Origin of the sequence: Streptomyces sp. NPDC051963, assembly GCF_044593495.1 — a bacterium.
Lineage (GTDB): Bacteria > Actinomycetota > Actinomycetes > Streptomycetales > Streptomycetaceae > Streptomyces.
Window position 1 is genome coordinate 228,828 of record NZ_JBIUCC010000012.1, and the last position, 20,598, is coordinate 249,425.

The 20,598-nt window shown below is 71.3% G+C and carries 16 protein-coding genes; 3 read left to right on the forward strand and 13 right to left on the reverse strand.

Features of this window, described 5'->3' with window-relative positions; genetic code table 11:
* Positions 1 to 3 precede the first annotated feature (3 nt).
* From ACIHFB_RS41240 to ACIHFB_RS41265, 6 genes are all read right to left on the reverse strand, one after another.
* Complete coding sequence (locus ACIHFB_RS41240) at positions 4 to 582, reverse strand: hypothetical protein (RefSeq protein ID WP_365288351.1); 579 nt, start codon at positions 580 to 582, stop codon at positions 4 to 6.
* Positions 567 to 1,703 (reverse strand): ParA family protein, encoded by a 1,137-nt coding sequence (locus ACIHFB_RS41245; RefSeq protein ID WP_210586347.1) that lies wholly within the window; start codon positions 1,701 to 1,703, stop codon positions 567 to 569. The genes ACIHFB_RS41240 and ACIHFB_RS41245 overlap by 16 nt, the downstream gene beginning before the upstream one ends.
* A gap of 413 nt (positions 1,704 to 2,116) precedes the next feature.
* Complete coding sequence (gene ald, locus ACIHFB_RS41250; RefSeq protein ID WP_365288353.1) at positions 2,117 to 3,241, reverse strand: alanine dehydrogenase; 1,125 nt, start codon at positions 3,239 to 3,241, stop codon at positions 2,117 to 2,119.
* Between the two features lie 130 nt (positions 3,242 to 3,371).
* On the reverse strand, positions 3,372 to 5,429 hold the full coding sequence (locus ACIHFB_RS41255; RefSeq protein WP_365288355.1) for a tetratricopeptide repeat protein: 2,058 nt from the start codon (positions 5,427 to 5,429) through the stop codon (positions 3,372 to 3,374).
* A gap of 184 nt (positions 5,430 to 5,613) precedes the next feature.
* Complete coding sequence (locus ACIHFB_RS41260; protein WP_365288357.1) at positions 5,614 to 6,240, reverse strand: NUDIX hydrolase; 627 nt, start codon at positions 6,238 to 6,240, stop codon at positions 5,614 to 5,616.
* Positions 6,241 to 6,325: 85 nt separating this feature from the next.
* Entirely contained in the window at positions 6,326 to 7,990 is a 1,665-nt protein-coding gene (locus tag ACIHFB_RS41265; RefSeq protein WP_365288359.1) for a CTP synthase, read from the reverse strand.
* 459 nt (positions 7,991 to 8,449) lie between these two features.
* On the opposite strand from ACIHFB_RS41265, the gene ACIHFB_RS41270 reads away from it, so the two are divergent.
* The gene (locus ACIHFB_RS41270) at positions 8,450 to 10,252 is read left to right on the forward strand and encodes a glycoside hydrolase family 15 protein (RefSeq protein WP_365288390.1); all 1,803 of its coding nucleotides are present in this window, start codon (positions 8,450 to 8,452) and stop codon (positions 10,250 to 10,252) included.
* 69 nt (positions 10,253 to 10,321) lie between these two features.
* Positions 10,322 to 11,704 carry an FAD-binding oxidoreductase gene (locus ACIHFB_RS41275; RefSeq protein WP_400129565.1) on the forward strand — a complete coding sequence of 461 codons (1,383 nt, stop codon included), beginning with the start codon at positions 10,322 to 10,324 and terminating at the stop codon, positions 11,702 to 11,704.
* Here the strand turns inward: ACIHFB_RS41275 and ACIHFB_RS41280 are convergent.
* Positions 11,691 to 12,641, reverse strand: coding sequence for an LLM class F420-dependent oxidoreductase (locus ACIHFB_RS41280; protein ID WP_400129566.1), 951 nt, complete (start codon positions 12,639 to 12,641; stop codon positions 11,691 to 11,693). The two genes, ACIHFB_RS41275 and ACIHFB_RS41280, sit on opposite strands and share 14 nt — an antisense overlap.
* Positions 12,642 to 12,737: 96 nt before the next feature.
* Here ACIHFB_RS41280 and ACIHFB_RS41285 point away from each other — a divergent pair, with 96 nt between their 5' ends.
* Positions 12,738 to 14,381 (forward strand): PucR family transcriptional regulator, encoded by a 1,644-nt coding sequence (locus ACIHFB_RS41285; RefSeq protein ID WP_400129567.1) that lies wholly within the window; start codon positions 12,738 to 12,740, stop codon positions 14,379 to 14,381.
* On the opposite strand, the gene ACIHFB_RS41290 is transcribed toward ACIHFB_RS41285, so the two are convergent.
* The 6 genes from ACIHFB_RS41290 to ACIHFB_RS41315 form a co-directional block, all read right to left on the reverse strand.
* Positions 14,378 to 15,514 (reverse strand): glycosyltransferase family 4 protein, encoded by a 1,137-nt coding sequence (locus ACIHFB_RS41290; protein WP_400129568.1) that lies wholly within the window; start codon positions 15,512 to 15,514, stop codon positions 14,378 to 14,380. The two genes, ACIHFB_RS41285 and ACIHFB_RS41290, sit on opposite strands and share 4 nt — an antisense overlap.
* Positions 15,515 to 15,695: 181 nt before the next feature.
* Entirely contained in the window at positions 15,696 to 16,436 is a 741-nt protein-coding gene (locus ACIHFB_RS41295; protein ID WP_400129569.1) for a hypothetical protein, read from the reverse strand.
* A gap of 203 nt (positions 16,437 to 16,639) precedes the next feature.
* Positions 16,640 to 18,358: a DNA repair protein RecN gene (recN, locus tag ACIHFB_RS41300; RefSeq protein WP_365288392.1), complete on the reverse strand. Its 1,719-nt coding sequence runs from the start codon at positions 18,356 to 18,358 to the stop codon at positions 16,640 to 16,642.
* A gap of 189 nt (positions 18,359 to 18,547) precedes the next feature.
* Positions 18,548 to 19,453, reverse strand: a complete 906-nt coding sequence (locus tag ACIHFB_RS41305; protein WP_365288371.1) for an NAD kinase — start codon at positions 19,451 to 19,453, stop codon at positions 18,548 to 18,550.
* Positions 19,450 to 20,265, reverse strand: a complete 816-nt coding sequence (locus ACIHFB_RS41310) for a TlyA family RNA methyltransferase (RefSeq protein ID WP_365288373.1) — start codon at positions 20,263 to 20,265, stop codon at positions 19,450 to 19,452. Before ACIHFB_RS41310 ends, ACIHFB_RS41305 begins: the two co-directional genes overlap by 4 nt.
* 7 nt (positions 20,266 to 20,272) lie before the next feature.
* A complete protein-coding gene (locus tag ACIHFB_RS41315) occupies positions 20,273 to 20,560 on the reverse strand; it encodes a hypothetical protein (protein WP_365288374.1) in 288 nt (95 codons plus the stop codon).
* Positions 20,561 to 20,598: the final 38 nt, after the last annotated feature.

Genomic DNA, 20,598 nt, shown 5'->3' on the forward strand with positions numbered 1-20,598 from the left:
CCGCTACCGCCCGCGGAGCCGTCGTACGAGGATGCTCGCGTCCCCGCGGGACTCCAGGTCCGCCAGCACCACGGCCACCGCCTCGCGCACGATCCGCCCACGGTCGACCGCCAGCCCGTGCTCACCGCGGAGCACCAGACGTGCGTGCTCCAGGTCCATGAGCTCCTCGGCGGACACGTACACGGTGATCTTCTCGTCGTGCCGCTCCCGGCCGCTCGGCCGGCGGGCGGCCGCCCGGCCGCCGCGCTGCTTGCGCGGCGCCGCGGACGTGTCCGCGCCAGAACCTTCCTGCGTCCCCTGACGTCGCCCGGAGCGCTCCCCGGCGGCGGACCGGCTACGGGACTCACCGGCGTCGGCCGGCTCCGCGTCGGTCGCGACATGCTCCGCCCCGTCGCCGTCACCGCCCTGCGCGGGCACCGACTGCGGCGCGTCCTCCGCGGCGGCGGCGTCGCTCTCCCCCGCCGGAGCAGGCACCCGGGCCTCGCCGTTGGCCTGGCGCCGCGGAGTGGACGACTGAAGCGCCATCCCCCCTGTCGTACGGAACAGTTCGTCGGCCCCCGGCAGACTCACTCGGCGTGACACCGGGCGAGCACCTCCCTGGCGAGCTGGCGATAGGCGGCGGCACCGACGGAGTTGGAGGCGTACGTGGTGATCGGCTCACCGGCGACCGTGGTCTCCGGGAAGCGGACCGTGCGCCCGATGACCGTGTGGTAGACGTGATCGTCGAACGCCTCGACGACACGCGCGAGCACCTCACGGCTGTGCACGGTGCGCGAGTCGTACATCGTGGCGAGGATCCCGTCGAGCTCCAGCTCCGGGTTGAGCCGTTCCTGGACCTTCTCGATGGTCTCCGTCAGCAGCGCCACGCCACGCAGGGCGAAGAACTCGCACTCGAGCGGCACGATCACCTTGTGAGCCGCCGTCAGGGCGTTCACGGTGAGCAGGCCGAGCGAGGGCTGACAGTCGATCACGATGTAGTCGTAGTCGGCCATCAGCGGCTTCAGGGCGCGCTGCAGCGTCGATTCGCGCGCGACCTCGGAGACCAGCTGGACCTCGGCCGCGGACAGGTCGATGTTGCTGGGCAGCAGGTCCATGTTCGGGACCGCGGTCTTCAGGAGCACCTCGTCGGCCGCCATGCCCCGCTCCATGAGCAGGTTGTAGACCGTGAGGTCGAGCTCCATCGGATTGACGCCGAGACCGACCGACAGCGCGCCCTGCGGGTCGAAGTCCACGAGCAGGACTCGGCGTCCGTACTCCGCGAGCGCGGCACCCAGGTTGATGGTCGACGTCGTTTTGCCGACGCCGCCCTTCTGGTTGCACATCGCGATGATCTTCGCGGGGCCGTGGTCGGTCAGTGGACCCGGGATCGGGAAGTACGGCAGCGGCCGTCCGGTCGGACCGATGCGCTCGCGACGCTGACGGGCAGCGTCGGGCGCGAGTGTGGCCGCGTACTCGGGGTCGGGCTCGTACTCCGCGTCGGGATCGTAGAAGTGCCCGTCGGGCAGTTCGTCGTAGTCGGCGAAGTGGTTGTGGGGCGCGCCACTTCCGTCGCCGGCCATGGCGTTCACGTGATGGCCATCCATGCTCTGGTGTGCTGGCTGAGTCACACCTGACTTCAAGTGACTCTGTCGGGCTGCGAAGGTGCGCACAGCTACGGAGCCGACAGCCTCGAACCCCGCGGGGCCCTCGGCCCGTGCAGGCATTCCTGGTTGACCACCCCCGGGAGAAAATGTCGACTCATTCACAAGTCGTCTTACCTCCTTGGTGACCAGGAAACTTCTAGACAGGTCAGCTTGGCATCATGCCGACGGTTGGCGACTCTATGGCGTGTCGGGCGTTCGCAGCAACACAATCCGCCGGACCCGGCCGGATGTGTCGGCAATGAAACATCCCTCTGTCAAGGGCGTACGGCCGTCGCACGGCAGGTTTCACCGGTGTACGAATCGGTTCAAGGGTTACGTTCGAGGCGAGTTGGCCGAGAGCCGCAAAGTGACCATACACACATCCGGCCGGACCTTGTCGGGCAAGGTCCGGCCGGGCGCGAACGGTTGACGACCTGTGTTGACGTATCGCCTTTACGAAAAGGTGACTTAGCGAGCCGACCGGCCCCGACGGCTCAGCCGAGCAGGGTCTCCAGCTCCACGTGCTCCAGCCCGTGCGCCTCGGCGACCTCGCGGTAAACCACCTTGCCGTCATGGGTGTTGAGCCCCTTGGCGAGCGCGGCGTCACGGCGCAGCGCCTCGACCCAGCCGCGGTTGGCGAGCTCGACGATGTAGGGCAGCGTCGCGTTGGTGAGCGCGTAGGTGGAGGTGTTGGGCACCGCGCCGGGCATGTTGGCGACGCAGTAGAAGACCGAGTTGTGGACCGGGAAGGTCGGCTCGGCGTGCGTGGTGGGACGCGAGTCCTCGAAGCAGCCGCCCTGGTCGATCGCGATGTCGACAAGAACACTTCCCGGCTTCATCCGCGACACGAGCTCGTTGGTGACCAGCTTCGGCGCCTTGGCGCCCGGGATGAGCACGGCGCCGATGACGAGATCGGCCTCCAGGCACGCCTTCTCGAGCTCGAAGGCGTTGGAGACGACGGTCTGGATCTTGGTGCCGAAGACCTTGTCGGCCTCCTTGAGCTTGTTGATGTCGCGGTCGAGCAGGGTCACGTGGAAGCCCATGCCGATGGCGATCTGCGCGGCGTTCCAGCCGGAGACACCGCCGCCGATGACCACGGCCCGGCCGGCCAGCACGCCCGGGACGCCGCCGGGCAGCACACCGCGGCCGCCGTTGGCACGCATCAGGTGGTAGGCGCCGACCTGCGGGGCGAGCCGGCCCGCGACCTCGGACATCGGGGCGAGCAGCGGCAGCGCGCGGGTCGCCAGCTCGACGGTCTCGTAGGCGATCGCGGTCGTGCCGGACTCCAGCAGCGCGTCGGTGCACTCCTTGGACGCGGCCAGGTGCAGGTAGGTGAAGAGCGTCTGGTCCTTGCGGAGGCGGTGGTACTCCTCGGCGATGGGTTCCTTGACCTTCAGCAGCAGGTCGGCGGTGGCCCACACCTCGTCGGCGGTGTCCAGGATCAGACCGCCTGCGGCCACGTACTCGGTGTCCGGGATCGAGGAGCCGACGCCGGCGCCGCGCTCGATGACGACCTGGTGGCCGCCTCGCACCAGCTCATGCACGCCGGCGGGGGTGATGGCCACCCGGAACTCGTTGTTCTTGACCTCGCGGGGGATGCCGACCTTCACGTCGATCACGGTCCTTGGCTCAGAGGGTGCATTGCAAGACTTACCCGGACGTGCGTGGGCACACCAGGAGACACCGCAGGAGAAGGTGCGGCAGAGCCAGTTTAATGAAGGCGTTCTCGGTGTCTAGCCTTTCATTGCATCAATCTTCAGCGGATGTACTGCGGATTTCGCAGGCGTTAGCGCCTTGTTCCGGCACTGGATCACTCTCCGAGGCCTCCTCACCCAGCATGCGCTCGGCCGCCCCGCGGTGCAGTCGAGCGGCCGTGGGATCACCGAGGTGCTCCAGCGTGTCGGCGAGCCTGAGCTGGAGCGCGGCCTGTAGCCGTACGTCCTCGGCGCGGCGCGCCCACTCCACCGCCTCCTGGCAGGTGCGCAGCGATTCCTCGGGCCGTCCGGCGTACTCCTGGACCCGCGCCAGTTCGCTCAACGCCCTCGCCTGGGCGGCCACATCGCCGTTCTTGCGGTACCCGGCGACCGCGGCACGCCAGCTGCGCAGCGCCTCGCCGTAGCGGGCCCCATAGGTGTGGGCCGCGGCGATACGGCCGTACAGCCGGGCCACGTCCTCGCGCTCACCGCGCGCCAGCCGCTCGGCGAGGGCCCGGCCGAACCAGTCGGCGGCCCGGTCGTAGTCCCCGAGCTCCTGGTGCGCACCGCCTACGGATTCCATCGCGCGACCGGTCGCATACGGATCGTTTGCCTCGCGTCCGGCGTCCAGAGCCGCGCGATAGCGGACCAGCGCCTCGGCCGTGCGGCCGGTCTGCGCGTCCAGGTCACCGAGGTTCAGCAGCGCGGCGGCCTTCTCCCGGGGCAGCTTGCGGCGCTCGGCGACATCGAGGACCAACCGGTGGATCTCGTACAGGTCGGGGGCGGCGGCCCGGGTGCCGACGTGGGCCACCATCGCCTTCACCAGCTGGGACATCAGTCGCCGGGCCAGGGTGTCCAGCTCCCCGTCGGCGACCGCGAGCCGCGCCGAGGCGAGCAGGGCGGGCATGCGGACGGTCAGCCAGTCGGCGGCCGCGCGCGGGTGCGGAAAGCGCAGGGAGCGCGGCATGCCGACGAGCTTCTCGCGGGCGACCGGGCTGTCGGTCTCGGTGATCGCCCGGCACGACTGGAGCAGCCGTACGGTCCGCTCCAGCATGCGAGCGCGGGCGAGCTGGACCTCCGCGGGGCGGTCCTGGGTCTCGGTCAGCGCCTTGAGCAGGGGGTACAGACAGCCGGGGACCTCGTACTGCGGCAGCGGCGAGTCGATGCTCCGCAGCAGCCCCAGGGCGACGAATTCGTCCAGGGTGGTGCGGGCCCCGTCCACCGAGCAGCCGGCGAGCGCGGACGCGGTGTGCGGGTCGACCAGGCCGGCCGGGGCGAGGGAGAGCAGGCGCAGCATCCGGGCGGCGGTGCTCGGCAGGGACCCGTAGGCCAGCCGGAAGACCCGGCTGAGCGGTGTCCCGTCGTCACCCTCCGCATGCAGCTGCTTGGCGAAATCGGCGACGGCCGCCTTCGGGCGGGAGGCGAGCCAGCCGCCGGCCAGCATCAGCGCGGCGGGCTGGGCCTGGCACTCCTCGACGAGTCCCTCGGCGGCCCGCGGGTCGACGGTGACGCGGACCGAGCCGGTGTGCCCGGACAGCAGCTCCACGGCGGACTTGGTGTCGAGGCCGCCCAGGGTGCACGGGCGGACGTCCGCGATCCCGGTCAGCGGGCCGCGGGAGACGGCGACGACCAGGCATTCCGCGGTGTCCGGCAGCAGTGCGTCGACCTGTTCGGTGGTGGCCGCGTCATCCAGCAGGAGTAGGACACGCCGGTCGGCGAGGGCGGTGCGCAGCGCCTCGGCCAGGTCGTCGTCGCGGGCGCCGGGCGGGGCCGGCAGCTCCAGGGCGGTGAGCAGTTCGCGGGCGGTGCGCTCGACCGGGACGGGGCTGCCGTCGGGTTCGCTCAGGCGCGCGCGCAGCACACCGTCCCGGTAACGGTCCGCTACCTGCCGTACCAGCTCCTCGGCGAGTGCCGTACGTCCCGAGCCGGCTCTGCCCGCGATGAGCAGCACGCGCGCGCGTGGGGTCTTGCGGCCGGAGAGGGTGTCCAGGCCCGCGCGCTCGATGTCGGCGCGCAGTTCCTTCAACTCCCTTGTACGGCCCAGGAACTGACTCTCCGTGAACGCGTTTCCCGACAGCGTCACGCCATCGGTGTCCACCGCCTGATCCGTCACGGGCCACGCTCCCGTCCCACACCGCACGCGTAGGCCCGCCGGGACTCCGGTTCGGGCATCGCAGTGCTCATCGGCTCGCTCACGAAGAGCCTAGTTCACGCTCTGCGACGTTCCGTGACGAGCGCGGCGGACACGTCCCCCGATCGGATCAGCGGATGGTCACACCGGGATGGTCCACGCGTGTTCAGGACTCGAAGGGACGAGCGGGCCAGGGCGCGTCCGCCGGCCGCAGTGCGTCGAGTCCCTCGCCCTGCTGGGCGGCGACCAGTGAAAGGACGCCCACGATCAGGCAGTTGTTGTGCAGCTCGCCCGCGAGCACACCCCGTACGAGTTCGTCGACGGGCACGCGCGCGTACTCCAGGTCGGTCTCCTCGTGCTCCACCTCGAAGCGCTCCCCCTCCGCCTCGGACAGATCGCGGGCGAGGAAGATCCGTACGGCCTCGTCGCAGCCGCCGGGCGTGGTGTAGACGTCGGTCAGCACCCGCCAGTCCTCGGCCTTGACGTGCGCCTCCTCGTACAGCTCCCGCTGGGCGGCGTGCAACGGGTTCTCGCCGGGGATGTCGAGCAGGCCGGCCGGGATCTCCCACAGCTTCTGCCGTACGGGGTGGCGGTACTGCCTGATGAGGAGGACACGGCCGTCGTCGTCGAGGGCGAGAACCGCCACGGAGCCGGGGTGGACCTGGTAGTCACGGCGGACCACCGAGCCGTCGGGCATGACCACCTCGTCGGTGCGGACAGAGGTCTTGTTGCCCACGAAAGGGGTCTCCGTCGCCCGGATCTCCCACTCTTCGGGGGTGTCCTTGATCGTCATGCCCTGTCCTTCCACACATGCAAAAAGAAAACCGGGGTGCCCACCTTTTGAAGGTAAGCACCCCGGCAACCGTACAACTGGTGTGTCACTCGGAATTCTTCTGCGCGGCCTCTGTCCTTTGGACCGCCGCCTTCACCAGCCCGGCGAACAGCGGGTGCGGACGCGTCGGACGCGAGCGCAGCTCGGGGTGCGCCTGGGTCGCGACCAGGTAGGGGTGGACATCACGCGGGAACTCGACGTACTCGACGAGCTTGCCGTCCGGCGAGGTGCCCGAGAAGACGATGCCGGCCTTCTTCTCCAGCTCCGCGCGGTAGGCGTTGTTCACCTCGTACCGGTGACGGTGCCGCTCCTCGACGTACTCCTTGCCGTCGTACACCTCACGGACGATGGAGCCCTCGGCGAGCTTGGCCGGGTACATGCCCAGCCGCATCGTGCCGCCCATGTCGCCCTCACCGGCGACGATGTCGAGCTGCTCGGCCATGGTGGAGATGACCGGGTGGCCGGTGGCGGAGTCGAACTCGGTGGAGTTGGCGTCCGAGATGCCGGCCAGGTTGCGCGCGGCCTCGATCACGATGCACTGGAGGCCCAGGCAGAGACCGAGCAGCGGGATCTTGTTCTCGCGGGCGTAGCGGATCGCGCCGACCTTGCCGAGCACACCGCGGTCGCCGAAGCCGCCGGGGATGCAGATTCCGTCGACGTCGGCGAGCTGCGCCTTGGCGCCGGACGGGGTCTTGCAGTCATCGGAGGTGACCCACTTGATCTTCACGCGGGCCTTGTTCGCGAAGCCGCCCGCGCGCAGCGCCTCGGTGACCGAGAGGTAGGCGTCGGGCAGGTCGATGTACTTGCCGACCAGGGCGAGGGTGATCTCGTGGTCGGGGTTGTGGACGCGGTCGAGCAGGTCGTCCCAGGTCCGCCAGTCCACATCACGGAAGGGCAGGTCCAGCTTGCGGACGACATAGGCGTCCAGGCCCTCGCCGTGCACGGTCTTCGGGATGTCGTAGATCGACTTGGCGTCGGGACAGGCGACCACGGCGGACTCGTCGACGTCGCACATCAGCGAGATCTTGCGCTTGATCGCGGTCGGCACCTCACGGTCGCAGCGGAGCACGATCGCGTCCGGCTGGATACCGATGTTCCTCAGCGCCGCAACCGAGTGCTGGGTCGGCTTCGTCTTCAGCTCTCCCGAGGGGCCGATGTAGGGCAGGAGCGAGATATGGACGACGAAGACGTTGTCACGGCCGACCTCGTGCCGGACCTGGCGGACCGTCTCCAGGAACGGCAGCGACTCGATGTCGCCGACCGTGCCGCCGACCTCGGTGATCACGACGTCGACCTCGTCGGTCGCCATACGACGGATACGGTGCTTGATCTCGTTGGTGATGTGCGGGATGACCTGCACGGTGTCACCCAGGTACTCGCCGCGCCGCTCCTTGGCGATCACCGTCGAGTAGACCTGGCCTGTAGTGACATTGGCGGAGCCGTCCAAGTCACGGTCGAGGAAGCGCTCGTAGTGTCCGATGTCCAGGTCCGTCTCGGCTCCGTCGTTGGTGACGAAGACCTCACCGTGCTGGAACGGGTTCATCGTGCCCGGGTCGACGTTCAGATACGGGTCGAGCTTCTGCATCACGACGCGCAGGCCCCGGGCCTTGAGCAGCATCCCGAGGCTGGAGGCCGTCAGGCCCTTGCCGAGAGAGGAGGCGACACCCCCGGTGACGAAGATGTGCTTGGTCGTCGTGGATTTGGGCGTCATGGCCAAGAGGGGGCTCCCGTGGTCGCGGTCTGGGGTGCGTTCCGGGGTTTCTCTCCCACCGGTCCACGGGCTACCAGGGTATCAGCGCCGCGGGGCGATGGCTTCCGGCCACGCTCCGCACACGGGTCGGCACGGACGCGTATTGCTCACTTCTTTCTCACCCGTTGCTCACCCGTTCGGCTCACCCGCGTTGCCCGGAGCGGCACGCAGATCATCTACGTGCGTCGTATCCTGCTCGGACACTCGCTGCCGAGCCCGGCCGGCACCACGGCACCACCCCAGCCCGTACGCACCGGAACAACGAGAGCTCGTCAGTTCGTTGAGCAACGACTGTCGTTTTGCCACACGGCATGAGCGCCTGTTTTGCTTCATCGCTCAACGACGCATTACAACGACCCCTTGACCGCACTAGCGACAGCCCCCTTGTGGGGTGACGTGGCCGTTCGACTGGAGTTGCACGTGGCCGGGCGCATCGAAGACTACGCACTCATCGGAGACATGCAGACCGCTGCCCTGGTCTGCCGGGACGGCACGGTGGACTGGCTGTGCCTGCCCCGCTTCGACTCGCACGCCATCTTCGCCGGTCTGCTGGGCACCGAGGAACACGGCTTCTGGCGACTCGGCCCCGCGCATGCGTCCGACGCCCAGCCGCCCACGGCGGCCCGGCGCACCTACCGCGGGGATTCACTGATCCTGGAGTCGGAGTGGGACACCCCACGCGGCACGGTCCGGGTGATCGACTTCATGCCCCCACGCGACGGCGCCCCGCAGCTGATCCGGATCGTGGAGGGCGTCTCGGGCCGCGTCCCGATGCGCTCGGCGCTCAGGATGCGTTTCTCCTACGGCCGGATCGTCCCGTGGGTGCACCGGCACGAGGGCCGCACGGTGGCCGTCTCGGGTCCCGACTCCGTGTGGTTCGACACATCCGCCGAGACCTACGGCAAGTCGCTCACGACGTACTCGGACTTCACCGTCGGACCGGGTGACCGGATCGCGTTCACCATCTCGTGGGAGCCCTCGCACAAGGAGCCGCCGCCGCTGCCGGAGCCCGAGCAGTCGCTGGAGGCGACCGAGGACTTCTGGCGGGACTGGGTCGAGCACTGCACGTACCACGGCCCGTACCGCGAGGCCGTCGTCCGCTCACTGATCACGCTGAAGGCGCTGACGTACGCCCCGACCGGCGGCATCGTCGCCGCGCCCACCACCTCTCTGCCGGAGGAGATCGGCGGCGTCCGCAACTGGGACTACCGCTACACCTGGCTGCGCGACGCGGCGATCACCCTCTCCTCGCTGCTGCGCACCGGCTACCGCGAGGAGGCCCGGGCCTGGCGGGAGTGGCTGCTGCGCGCGGTCGCCGGCGACCCCGAGAACCTGCAGATCATGTACGGCATCGCGGGCGAACGCGAGCTGGGCGAGGCCGAGCTGGACTGGCTGCCCGGCTACGAGAACTCCGGCCCGGTCCGGGTCGGCAACGGCGCCGCGCACCAGCTCCAGCTGGACGTGTACGGCGAGGTCACCGAGGCCCTGCACCTCGCGCACATGACGGGCCTGGCCCGTAACGACTACGCCTCCCTGCTCCAGCTCAAGCTCATCCGCTACCTGGAGCGGCACTGGGACGAGCCCGACGAGGGCATCTGGGAGGTGCGCGGCCCGCGCCGCCACTTCGTGCACTCCAAGGTCATGGCCTGGGTCGCGGTGGACCGCACCATCAAGCTCATCGAGTCCGGTGACGCGGACGGCCCGCTGGATCGCTGGCGCGAGCTGCGCGACGACATCCACCGGGACGTGTGCGAGAAGGGTTACGACAAGGAGCGCAACACCTTCACTCAGTCGTACGGCTCGAAGGAACTGGACGCCTCGCTGCTGCTCATCCCGCAGATGGGCTTCCTGCCGCCGGACGACAAGCGGGTCATCGGCACCATCGAGGCCATCCAGCGCGAGCTGTCCACGTCGGACGGCTTCATCCTGCGCTACCCGACGGACGGCGAGCACGAGGGCGTCGACGGCCTCCCCGGCGACGAGGGCGCCTTCCTCGCCTGCTCGTTCTGGATGGCCGACGACCTGGCGATGATCGGCCGCGTCGACGAGGCCCGCAAGCTGTTCGAGAAGCTGCTGTCGCTGCGCAACGACCTCGGTCTGCTGGCCGAGGAGTGGGACCCGCGCCTACAGCGCCAGGTCGGCAACTTCCCGCAGGCCTTCAGCCACGTTCCGCTGATCGATACGGCCCTGCGGCTGACCGCCTCCGGGGCGTACGGCGGCTGAACAGGACTCCCGCAACGCGCCCGCCTAGGCTGGGACAAAGCGATGCCCCGGCACGGAAGGGGGCAAGCCATGGCTTCCCTCTCGAAGGCGGGCGCGGCCCTCGACGCGCTGCGTGAGGATCTCGCCGGTGACGTGTACGCCCCCGGGGATCCCGGCTACGAGGATGCGCGCGTCGTCTTCAACACCATGATCGACCGTCGGCCGGCGGTGATCGCTCAGTGCGCGAACGAGGACGACGTCGTCCGGGCCGTGCGGTTCGGGCGGGAGCTGGACCTCAACATCGGCGTGCGCGGCGGTGGGCACAGCGTGGCGGGCATGGCGCTCAACGACGGCGGTCTGGTGATCGACCTGCGCCGGATGCAGCAGGTGACCGTCCATCCGGCGGCGCAGGCGGTACGGGTCGAGGGCGGGGCCACCTGGAGCCATGTGGACCGAGCGACTCAGCCGTACGGTCTCGCGACCACGGGTGGCAGGGCCTCGACGACCGGTGTGGGCGGATTCGTCCTGGGTGGCGGCACCGGCTGGCTGGACCGCTGCTTCGGCCTGGCCGTCGACAATCTGCTCGGCGTGGAGCTGGTGACCGCCGAGGGCACCCGGATCCATGCGAACGCGGACGACAACCCGGACCTGTTCTGGGCACTGCACGGCGGCGGCGGCAACTTCGGCATCGCCACCGCGATCACGCTGAAGCTGCACGAACTGCCCGAGTTCGCCATCGCGATGGTGCTGTACGCGCCGGAGTTCGCGCCCGCGGCCGTCCGCACCTTCCGCGATGTGATCGAGTCCGGCCCCGACGAGGTGGGCGGCGGCGCCCTGTACTTCACCGCCCCGCCCGAGGAGTTCGTGCCGCCGTCCCTGGTCGGGACGCTGGCGTGCGGTGTGCTGCTGACGTACGCCGGTGCCGAGCAGGACATGCGCAAGTACGCCGAGCCGCTGCTGGCGCTGTCGCACGAGGCGGAGATCGTCGGTGCGATGCCGTACGCCGACGTTCAGTGCATGATCGACGATCCGCCCGGGATGCGGCACTACTGGTCGGCGGAGTATCTGACGGGCGCGCCGGACAACTACCTGGCCGTCTTCTCCGCGGGCGCCCAGGGCATGCCCGTGCCGACCGGCACCCAGTACGCGCTGCTTCCGCAGGGCGGGGCGATCGCCGCCGGCCCGCACGAGTATCCGGTGCCCTACCGGGACGCGCCCTGGGCGGTGCATCCGTACGGCATGTGGCAGGACCCGGCGGACGACGAGCGGTGCGTGAAGTGGGTCCGTGACGTCCGCACCGACGCCCGGCCGTGGAGCACCGGCGCGGTCTACCTGAACTTCATCGGCGACGAGGGCCGGGAGCGGGTGATCGCCGGGCTGGGTGCCGACAACTATCGGCTCCTCGAAGGGCTGAAGCGGCAGTACGACCCCGACAACGTCTTCCGCTTCAACCACAACATCAGGCCGGCCTGAGCGCCGTCAGCGTCCGCTCCCCGCCCGGATCGCCCGCCGTCGCCGGGACCAGGGCGATCTCGTCGAGGCCGGCTTCCGCGTAGGCGTCGATCCGGGCGCGTACGGCATCGAGGTCACCGACCAGGCCGACCGATGCGGCGGCCTCGGGCGGCAGGGCCCGCAGCAGGGTGTCGGGGTCGGCGCCCGCGGCCGCCAGTTCCACCGCAGCCGAGAAGCCCGCCGCGGCGAACATGTCGCTGTAGCCGGGCACGGTCAGATAGCCGACGACGCTCCGCAGGACCTGGGCGAGCGCCTCCGGCCCCGGTTCGACGGCCACGGGCAGCCAGGCGGCCAGCCGGGGCGGCGTACGGCCGCCGGCGGCGCCGATCATCCGGGCGCGCAGGGCGCGGACCTGCTCCGGGGACACGATGTCGAGCAGCATGCGATCGGCGTGCGTGACGGCCGTGGTGATCGCGCGGTCACCGAACGCGGCCACGGTGAGCGGCCCGCCGGGCGGCTGCTGGCGCCGCCGGAAGACACTGCCGGGCACGACCGGCTGGCCAGGTGCGCCGTGCAGCAGCTCTCGTAGGGCAGCCGCGCTCTCCTCCAGTACCGCGGCCGGCCTGACCCTCGGCCGCCCGTGCACGCCCTCGACGACCCGCTTGCTGGACGTGCCCAGCGCCACCCCGACCGGCCGGCCGGTGACGGCCGCGCAGGAGGCCGCGCCCCGGGCGATCGTGAACGGGTCGCGCACGGACACGGCCACGGGCCCGGCCGTCAGCGCGACCCGCTCGGTGGCCCGCCCGATCGCCGTGGCGAGCACGAACGCGTCCCACGTCGGCCCCTCACCGGCCCACACCTCGCGGTACCCGAGCCGGTCGGCGGCCATGGCGACCCGCAGCGGCTCCTCGACCGGACTGTCGTCCTCACGCGCAACGGCGACCACGCTGATGTCCATGGCGGCGCGTGTACCCGGCGGCGATCACCTCAATCGGGGCGACCAAGATCGTCCCGGAGATGTTGCGGGAGCGTGGACGCAGGTACCGTCCGCTGCATGGACAGCCGCACGGACAGCCGTTTCGAGAGCCAGGGCGCCGGGATCACCATTCAGCGGGCGCTGGAGCTGCCCGGGCTGCGCAGCGGACTCCCCGAGGTCCTCGCGGGCGCCGACCGGCTCCAGCGGACGGTGCGCTGGGTGCACGCGGGCGAGGTCCCGAACATCGCCTCGCTGCTCAAAGGCGGCGAACTGCTCCTGACGACGGGGTACGGGCTCGGCACCCGTCCGGCCGAGCAGCGCGCGTTCGTCCGGACCCTGGCCGAGCGCGGTATCGCGGCCCTGGTGGTGGAGCTGGGCCCGCGCTTCACCCGGCTGCCCGCCGCCCTCGTCGAGACGGCCCGCAGCGCCGGTCTCCCCCTGGTCCAGCTGCACCGCGAGGTACCGTTCGTGGCGGTCACCGAGGAGATCCACACGGAGATCGTCAACGGCCACTACGCGCTGTTGCAGCGGGCCGAAGAGGTGCACCGGCGGTGCACGGAGGCCCTGTTGGGCGGCGGCGGGGTACCGCAGGTGCTCGGGATCCTGGCGTACTTCTGCGGCAACCCGGTCTTCCTGGAGACGACGGACGGCCAACTGCTGTACGCCGCTGGCGCCGGGCCCGAGGGCGCCGATCCGCTCCAGGTGTGGGAGGGGCTGCGCGGCCAGCACAAGGACGCCCCGCCGCCGGCCGGTTCGGTGCTCGTGGACGTGCCGGGCGGCGGCCCGGGAGCGGGGTCGGTGCGCGCCCGGCTCGTCCTGCTGCCCGTGCGGGCACCGCTGGCGCCCGTGCACCGCATCGCCGCCGAGCGGGCCGCCGCCATCCTGGCCGTGGTGCTGATGCAGGCCCGCCAGGAGGAGGAGCTGGCGGCGCGCGGGCGCGGCGACTTCCTCACCGACCTCGCGGAAGGCCGTATCACAGCGGCGGACGCGCCCGCACAGGCGCGCGTGCTGGGCTTCAAGCCGGGTGACAGTCCCCTGATGCCCGTGGTCATGCGGCTGGGCGACGCGCTCTCCCCCGGCGGTGGCTGGGCGGTGCTGGCGCGTGCGGTGTCGGAGGAGCTGGCGTCGGTGGGAGTGCCGGTGCTGCTCGGCGTACGACCGGTGGAGGGCCGTGTCCTGGTGCTGCTCGGCCTGCGCTCGGAGTCGGAGCGGTCGCCGGTCGCGGACCGGGTCGCGGCGGCGCTGCGGGCGGGTGTGGAGCGGGCCGGGATGCAGCGGCCGGGGGCGCAGCCGCCCGTCGTGGTCGTCGGGGTGGCCGGCAGCTGGGCGGCGGCGTCGGCGGGCCTCAGACACGCGGCCGAGACCGCGACGGCGGCGCAGGGCCTTACCGACCGCCCCTGGTACGACGCCCGTCGCCTCGACATCGACCTGCTGCTGTGGCGGCTGCGCGACCATCCCGACCTGGCCGCCTTCGTGGACCGCGCGATCGGCCCGGTCCGCGACCACGACAACAGGTCCAAGCCCCCGCTGCTGCCCACCCTCCAGACGTACTTGGCGCACGCGGGCCGCAAGGCCGAGACGGCCCGGGAGCTCCATCTGAACCGGCAGACCCTCTACAACCGCCTCGCCCGCATCGGCGAGTTGCTCGGCACGGACCTCGACGACCCGCAGACGGTCCTGGCGTTGAGCCTGGCGCTGCGGGCCCGCCGGCATGTGCCCTAGATCATGGGTCTGGGCTGCGTCAACTCGTCGTAGACACTGAGGACCTGGGCGACCGTCTCGTCCTCGGTCGGCCAGGTCGCCGCCTGCCGCACACCCCGCTCCCTGAGCAGCTCCCGACGCTCGGCGTCCCCGAGCAACCGCACGACGGCGTCGGCGAGCGCCTCAGCGTCTCCGTACGGCACGAGTTCCGCGGCGTCGCCGACGAGTTCGGGGATGCCGCCGACCGCTGTGGCGACGAGCGGCACGCGCGCGTGAAGGGCTTCCTGTGCGAGTACGGAGCGCGATTCCCAACGGCTCGGCAGGAGGGCGAGATCGGCGGCGGCGAGCAGTTCTCCCACGTCGTCGCGGCGCCCGATGAGCCGGACCGGCAGCCCCTCGTCCTCGATCCGTCGCTGGAGGTCGGCCCGCAGCGGACCCTCCCCCGCGATCACGACGAGCGGCACGGCGTCCAGGCGGCGCCACGCGCGCGTGGCGTCCAGCAGCGTGTCGTAGCCCCGGTGCCGGTCGAGGGAGCCGACGGCCATCAGCAACGGGCGGCCGGTCGCGCCGAGTTCGGCCCGGACCTTGGGGCGCAGCCGGTCGGGGTCGTCCTGCTCGACCGGCCCGCGCGACCCGGGCAGGGCGACCGCGGCGAGCCTGGCGTCACGGGCGCCGGTGCGGCGGGCCAGCTCCACCAGGTCCGAGGACGCCCCGAGCACCACGGACGCGGCCTTCACGACCCGCCGCTCCAGCAGCCGCAGCAGATGGGCCCGCGCCCCTTCGGTATGCGCGCGGTTGTGCCACGTCACGACGAGCGGAACGCGCCGCCCGCTGAGCGCGAGCACGGTGCGGAAGGAGGCGTGCAGGCCGTGCGCGTGCACCAGGTCGGCGTTCGCGCAGGCCGCCCGCAGCGCGGCCACTGAGGTCGGATCGCTGCTGCGCGGCACGTGCACATGCTCGGCGCCGACGCCGGTGAAGTCGTAGGCGCGGTCGGCCTCGGCGGGGGCGCATACGGAGACCCGCACGCCCCGAGCGACGAGCCCCGAGGCCAGCGAACGCACATGTGCGCTGCTGCCGGCGTTGCCTCCGCCGAGCACCTGCACGGTGCGCAGCGGCGGCTGACCGGTCGCTGAGGGGCTGCTCACGGGGCTCACGTGGCCGGGGCTCCTGGTTCGGCGTCGGGCGGTCACGAAGAAACGTACAGAAGGATCGTGCGGAGGGGGTATACCGCGCGGATCCTTACGCGTACGACGTACAACACCAAGGATGCCAGGCCGTACGGTCGTTAGGGGAACCCCGAGGTGAGACCGCTGGACGGCACGGCAGTGGGCTCACTCACACGAGTGAGCGGGCCGCCTCGCTGATCTTGTCGCCGTACACCGCCGCGGTCACGAGGGCGGCGGCGTGCGCGACCAGCCCCGCCCGGTTGTTGCTCGCGACGACGGCGGCACCGAGCGCCGCGCCCAGCGCATGCACCCCCGTGTCGCCGAGCATCGCCCGCTCCCCCAGGTCCTCGGGCAGCACGGCAGCGGCGGCTCCCACGGCGACGGCGGCCAACTCCGCCCCGGGGCCCTTCCGCAGCAGTCCCGGCGCCCCGAGGAGAAGCACCGCACCCACAGCCCTACCGGGCCGTACGTCCACGAGATTGACGAAATGCGCGGCTCCGGCGATCACGACTCCCGCGAGCACCTTGTCGACCGGCTTCTCCTTGAGCAGCGCCCCGGCGACCAGCCCGGCGGCACCGATCCCGAACAACTTCACGGCGCCACTGGTGACTTCGCCGTGCCTGAGGGCGGACAGATGGGCCCGGAAGCCCCGCCGGTCGTCCTTGGCGACATCGTCGTACGCCCCGCAGGCCCCGGCGGCGGCCACCGCGAGGGCGGCGGCGGGCCGGACGCGTGCGGTGGCGAGGGTGGTCGCCAGGGCCGCCGCCGGTCCGGCGTACAACTCGACGGTCCGCCCGGCGTAGTTCGTGCGCTGCCGGCGGTCACCCGGAGCCCTGGTGCGGAGCGCGGTGACGGCGGCACGGGTGAGGAGGGCGGAGAGACCGAGCGAGGCGGCGGCACGGGTGATCATCGGGACACCCTAGTCCGACCCACCGCGGTTCGGCAGCGCCCCGAAGGGGCGCGGGGCTGTATCTGATATGCGGCTCCGCCGCGATGGGGGTCCCCCCCGCTCGAGCGAAGTCGAGAGTGGGGGAACGACCGGCCACGACGGACCCGCAGACGACCGACGACCTGGCGGCCCCACGGCGGAACCCGGCAAAACCGGCGGAGCGCTTACGCGTCCGCCCGGGCCGTAGCCAGCAGCTCCTCCGCATGCGCCCGGGCCGTCTCCGAGTCCTCCTGTCCGGCGAGCATCCGGGACAACTCCCGGATCCGCTCCTCCCCTTCGAGGACCTTCACACCGGACCGGGTGACCGTCCCGTCGTTGGTCTTCTCGACGAGCAGCTGTCGATCGGCGAAGGCGGCGACCTGCGGCAGGTGCGTCACCACGACCACCTGCGCGGTCTTGGCGAGCCGCGCCAGGCGGCGCCCGATCTCCACGGCCGCCTTGCCACCGACACCGGCGTCGACCTCGTCGAAGAGGTACGTCGGCACCGGGTCGGTCCCCGCGAACACGACCTCCACGGCCAGCATCACGCGTGACAGCTCACCGCCGGACGCCCCCTTGGCGATGGGCCGGGGCGGCGCGCCCGGATGCGGGGCCAGCAGCAGTTCCACCTCGTCGACACCCGCCGGCCCGTACGCGACCGTACGCCCGCCGACCTCGACGCCTTCGGGGTCCTCGGTCTGCCGGATGTCGAAGGACACGCGCGCGTGCGGCATGGCCAGCGAGGCCAGCTCGGCGGTCACCGCGGCGGCGAACCGCTCGGCGGCCTCCATCCGGGCGTCCGTCAACGCCTGTGCCAGCCCGCCCAGTTCGGCCCGCAGCGCGTCCCGCTCGGCGGTCAGCTCGTCGAGCCGTTCGTCGTCACCGTCCAGTTCGGTGAGCCGCGCGGCGCCCTGCTCGGCCCAGGCGAGCACGGAGGCGACATCCTCGCCGTACTTCCGGGTCAAGGCGGTCAGCGCGGCCCGCCGTTCCTCCACAGCCGACAGCCGCAACGGATCCGCGTCCAGATCGTCGGCGTACCCCGCCAGCTCCCCGGCCACATCGCCGAGCAGGATCCCGATCTCCCCGATCCGGTCCGCCAGCGCGGCCAGCGCCGGGTCGTGCGACCGCACCGCGTCCAGCGCCCTATGGGCACCCGCGACGAGCGTCGCCGCGTCGACCCCCTCCGGGTCCTCCGGGTTGCCGGCCAGCGCGGCATGTCCGGCGGTCGCGGCGGAGGCCAGCGCCTCCGCATGCCCCAGCCGCTCGGCCTCCTCGGCCAGCTCGACATCCTCACCTGCACGCGGCTCGACCTCGGCGACCTCGTCGAGCCCGTACCGCAGCATGTCGGCTTCCTGGGCCCGTTCACGCGCGCGCGTGGTGATCTCGTCGAGCTCGGCGGAGACGGCCCGCAACCGCCGGTAGGCCTCCCCGTACTTGGCGAGCGGCCCTGCGACGGCGTCCCCCGCATACCGGTCGAGCGCCTGCCGCTGCCGGGACAGCTTCAGCAGCCCCTGCTGATCGGTCTGCCCGTGCACGGCCACCAGCTCGTCGGCCAGCTCGGCCAGCATCCCCACCGGCACGCTGCGCCCGCCCAGATGTGCCCGCGAGCGCCCCTCGGCGGAAACGGTACGGCTGATCAGCAGCACGCCGTCGTCGAGCTCCGCCCCGGCCTCCTCGGCCCGGATGGCGGCGGAGGCACCCTCGGGCACCCCGATCCGACCCTCCACGACCGCCTTCTCGGACCCGATCCGCACCAGCGCCGGATCAGCCCGGCCACCGAGCAACAGCCCGAGGCTGGTGACGACCATGGTCTTACCGGCGCCGGTCTCACCGGTGACAGCAGTGAACCCCGGCGACAACTCGACGACTGCATCGTCGATGACTCCGAGCGACCGTATCCGCATCTCCTCCAACACGGTGACGACCTTACGAGGTCCAAGACCGGATGCGCGACGCCGGTCCCCCATGTCACTCACCTGAGTGCAGCGCCCCAGGGGCGCGGGGCTGCATACATCAAGCGGCTCCGCCGCGGGGCGCGACCAGCCACAGCGGACCCGCAGCCCCCAACGCTCCGAACCACCCTCCACAGGTGGCTAATGAGGCGCCCCCCGCCACCCAGAAACCGGCAACGCAAACTTGGCCACAAGCCGATCCGTGAACGACGCGTGATGCAACCGAGCCAGCCGCACCGGCACAGCCCCCCGCCGCACCTCGACCCGAGCCCCCGCAGGCAACTCGACAGTCCGCCGCCCGTCGCACCACAGCACCCCCGGCGGGATGTGCGGCAACACCTCGACGGCCAGCACGGAATCCGGCGAAGTGACCAACGGTTTCGCGAACAACGCATGCGCGCTGATCGGCACCATCAACAGCGCCTCCACCTCGGGCCACACCACCGGCCCACCCGCGGAAAACGCATACGCGGTCGACCCGGTCGGAGTGGACAGCACGATGCCGTCGCACCCGAACCCGGTGACCGGCCGCCCGTCGATCTCCAGGACGACCTCGAGCAGCTTCTCGGCGCCGGCCTTCTGCACGGCCGCCTCGTTCAACGCCCAGTCGGTGTGCACGATGTCGCCGTTGCTGTGCACGACGACATCGACGGTCATCCGCTCCTCGACCTCGTACGCCTTCGTCACCACCCGGTCGACGACCTTGTCGAGATCGTCCCGCTCGGCCTCGGCCAGGAACCCGACCCGCCCGAGATTGACGCCGAGCATCGGCACCCCGGAGGCCCGGGCGAACTCGGCGCCCCGCAGCAGCGTCCCGTCGCCGCCCAGCACGATCAGCAGCTCGCACCCGTCGAGGCACTGCGGCGTCGCCTCCTTGACGAGCCCCACCTCCGCGGGCAACGGCAGGTCACGCGCCTCGTGCTCCAGGACACGTACGCCGATCCCGGACCTCAGCAACCCCTTGACCACGAGCTCGGCGCTGCGAATCGCCGCAGGCCGACCCGTGTGGGCGAGCAGGAAAACAGTACGAGCTCGGTTCTGTGTCAACGCGGCCCCTCCGCAACTGCACGGTCAACGTCGGCCGGGTCCACTTCGGCTGCTCCGGCCCGCAGCCACAGAAAGTACTCGACATTTCCGGAGGGTCCGGGCAGCGGACTGGCGGTGACACCTTTCACGCCGAGCCCGAGATCCCAGGCCCGTCGGGCGACACCCCGTACGGCCTCGGCCCTCAGCTCCGGGCTGCGCACCACGCCACCACTTCCCAGCCGCTCCTTCCCCACTTCGAACTGCGGCTTGACCATCATCACCAGATCGGCGTCCGGCTGCACGCACCGCACCAGGGCGGGCAGCACCAGTCCGAGCGGGATGAAGGAAAGATCCCCCACGACAAGATCCACGGGCTCCCCATCGATCGCCTCAAGCGTCAACTCGCGTACGTTCGTACGGTCCTTGACGGTGACGCGTTCATCGCTCTGCAGAGTCCACGCGAGTTGCCCGTATCCGACGTCCACGGCGACGACGTGCGCGGCCCCGGCCCGCAGCAGTACGTCCGTGAAGCCGCCCGTGGACGCCCCCGCGTCCAGCGCCCGCCGCCCCTTGACGACCAGGCCCTCGGGTACGAAGACCTGTAGCGCACCGGCGAGCTTGTGCCCGCCTCGCGACACGTACTCGGGGTCGCGGTCGTCGGCCTGGACCACGATCGCCGCCGCGGTCTCCACCTGCGTGGCCGGCTTGGTCGCGACGGTCTTGCCGACGGTCACGCGCCCTGCGGCGATCAGCTGGCTGGCATGCTCACGCGAGCGCGCGAGCTTGCGGCGGACCAGCTCCGCATCGAGACGGCGACGTGCGACTCCTGCCACGTTCGGTTCAGCTCCTGTGTCCGTACGGCGTCGGGGGCGCCGGAGGTCCCGGGCGGGCGTCGAGCGCGGTGAGCGCGTCACGCAGCCCCCTGTGTACATCCTCGTACACCTCGATGTGTCCGTCCGTGGCCAGGTGGTCGGCGTCGGCGATCCGCTCCAGCTGGGCGTCGACGTCGGCGTTGCCGGTGGGGGTGCGGGGGACGTTCAGCGGGGCGGGCCCGGCGGGGTCGTACTCGGGGTCGACCGCCGCCGTCTCGTCCTCCGGGGTCTCGGTCCCCGGCAGTGAGTCGCTCATGCCCAGACGCTACCCCGAACCGCTGGGGTACCGTCGAT

Coding starts and splice junctions, on each gene's coding strand:
- ACIHFB_RS41245 (WP_210586347.1), bottom strand. CDS start 1,703: ATGCCTGCACGGGCCGAGGGCCCCGCGGGGTTCGAGGCTGTCGGCTCC.
- ACIHFB_RS41285 (WP_400129567.1), top strand. CDS start 12,738: ATGGACAGCCGCACGGACAGCCGTTTCGAGAGCCAGGGCGCCGGGATC.
- ACIHFB_RS41295 (WP_400129569.1), bottom strand. CDS start 16,436: ATGATCACCCGTGCCGCCGCCTCGCTCGGTCTCTCCGCCCTCCTCACC.
- ACIHFB_RS41260 (WP_365288357.1), bottom strand. CDS start 6,240: ATGACGATCAAGGACACCCCCGAAGAGTGGGAGATCCGGGCGACGGAG.
- ACIHFB_RS41265 (WP_365288359.1), bottom strand. CDS start 7,990: ATGACGCCCAAATCCACGACGACCAAGCACATCTTCGTCACCGGGGGT.
- ACIHFB_RS41315 (WP_365288374.1), bottom strand. CDS start 20,560: ATGAGCGACTCACTGCCGGGGACCGAGACCCCGGAGGACGAGACGGCG.
- ACIHFB_RS41280 (WP_400129566.1), bottom strand. CDS start 12,641: ATGGACATCAGCGTGGTCGCCGTTGCGCGTGAGGACGACAGTCCGGTC.
- ACIHFB_RS41275 (WP_400129565.1), top strand. CDS start 10,322: ATGGCTTCCCTCTCGAAGGCGGGCGCGGCCCTCGACGCGCTGCGTGAG.
- recN (WP_365288392.1), bottom strand. CDS start 18,358: ATGCGGATACGGTCGCTCGGAGTCATCGACGATGCAGTCGTCGAGTTG.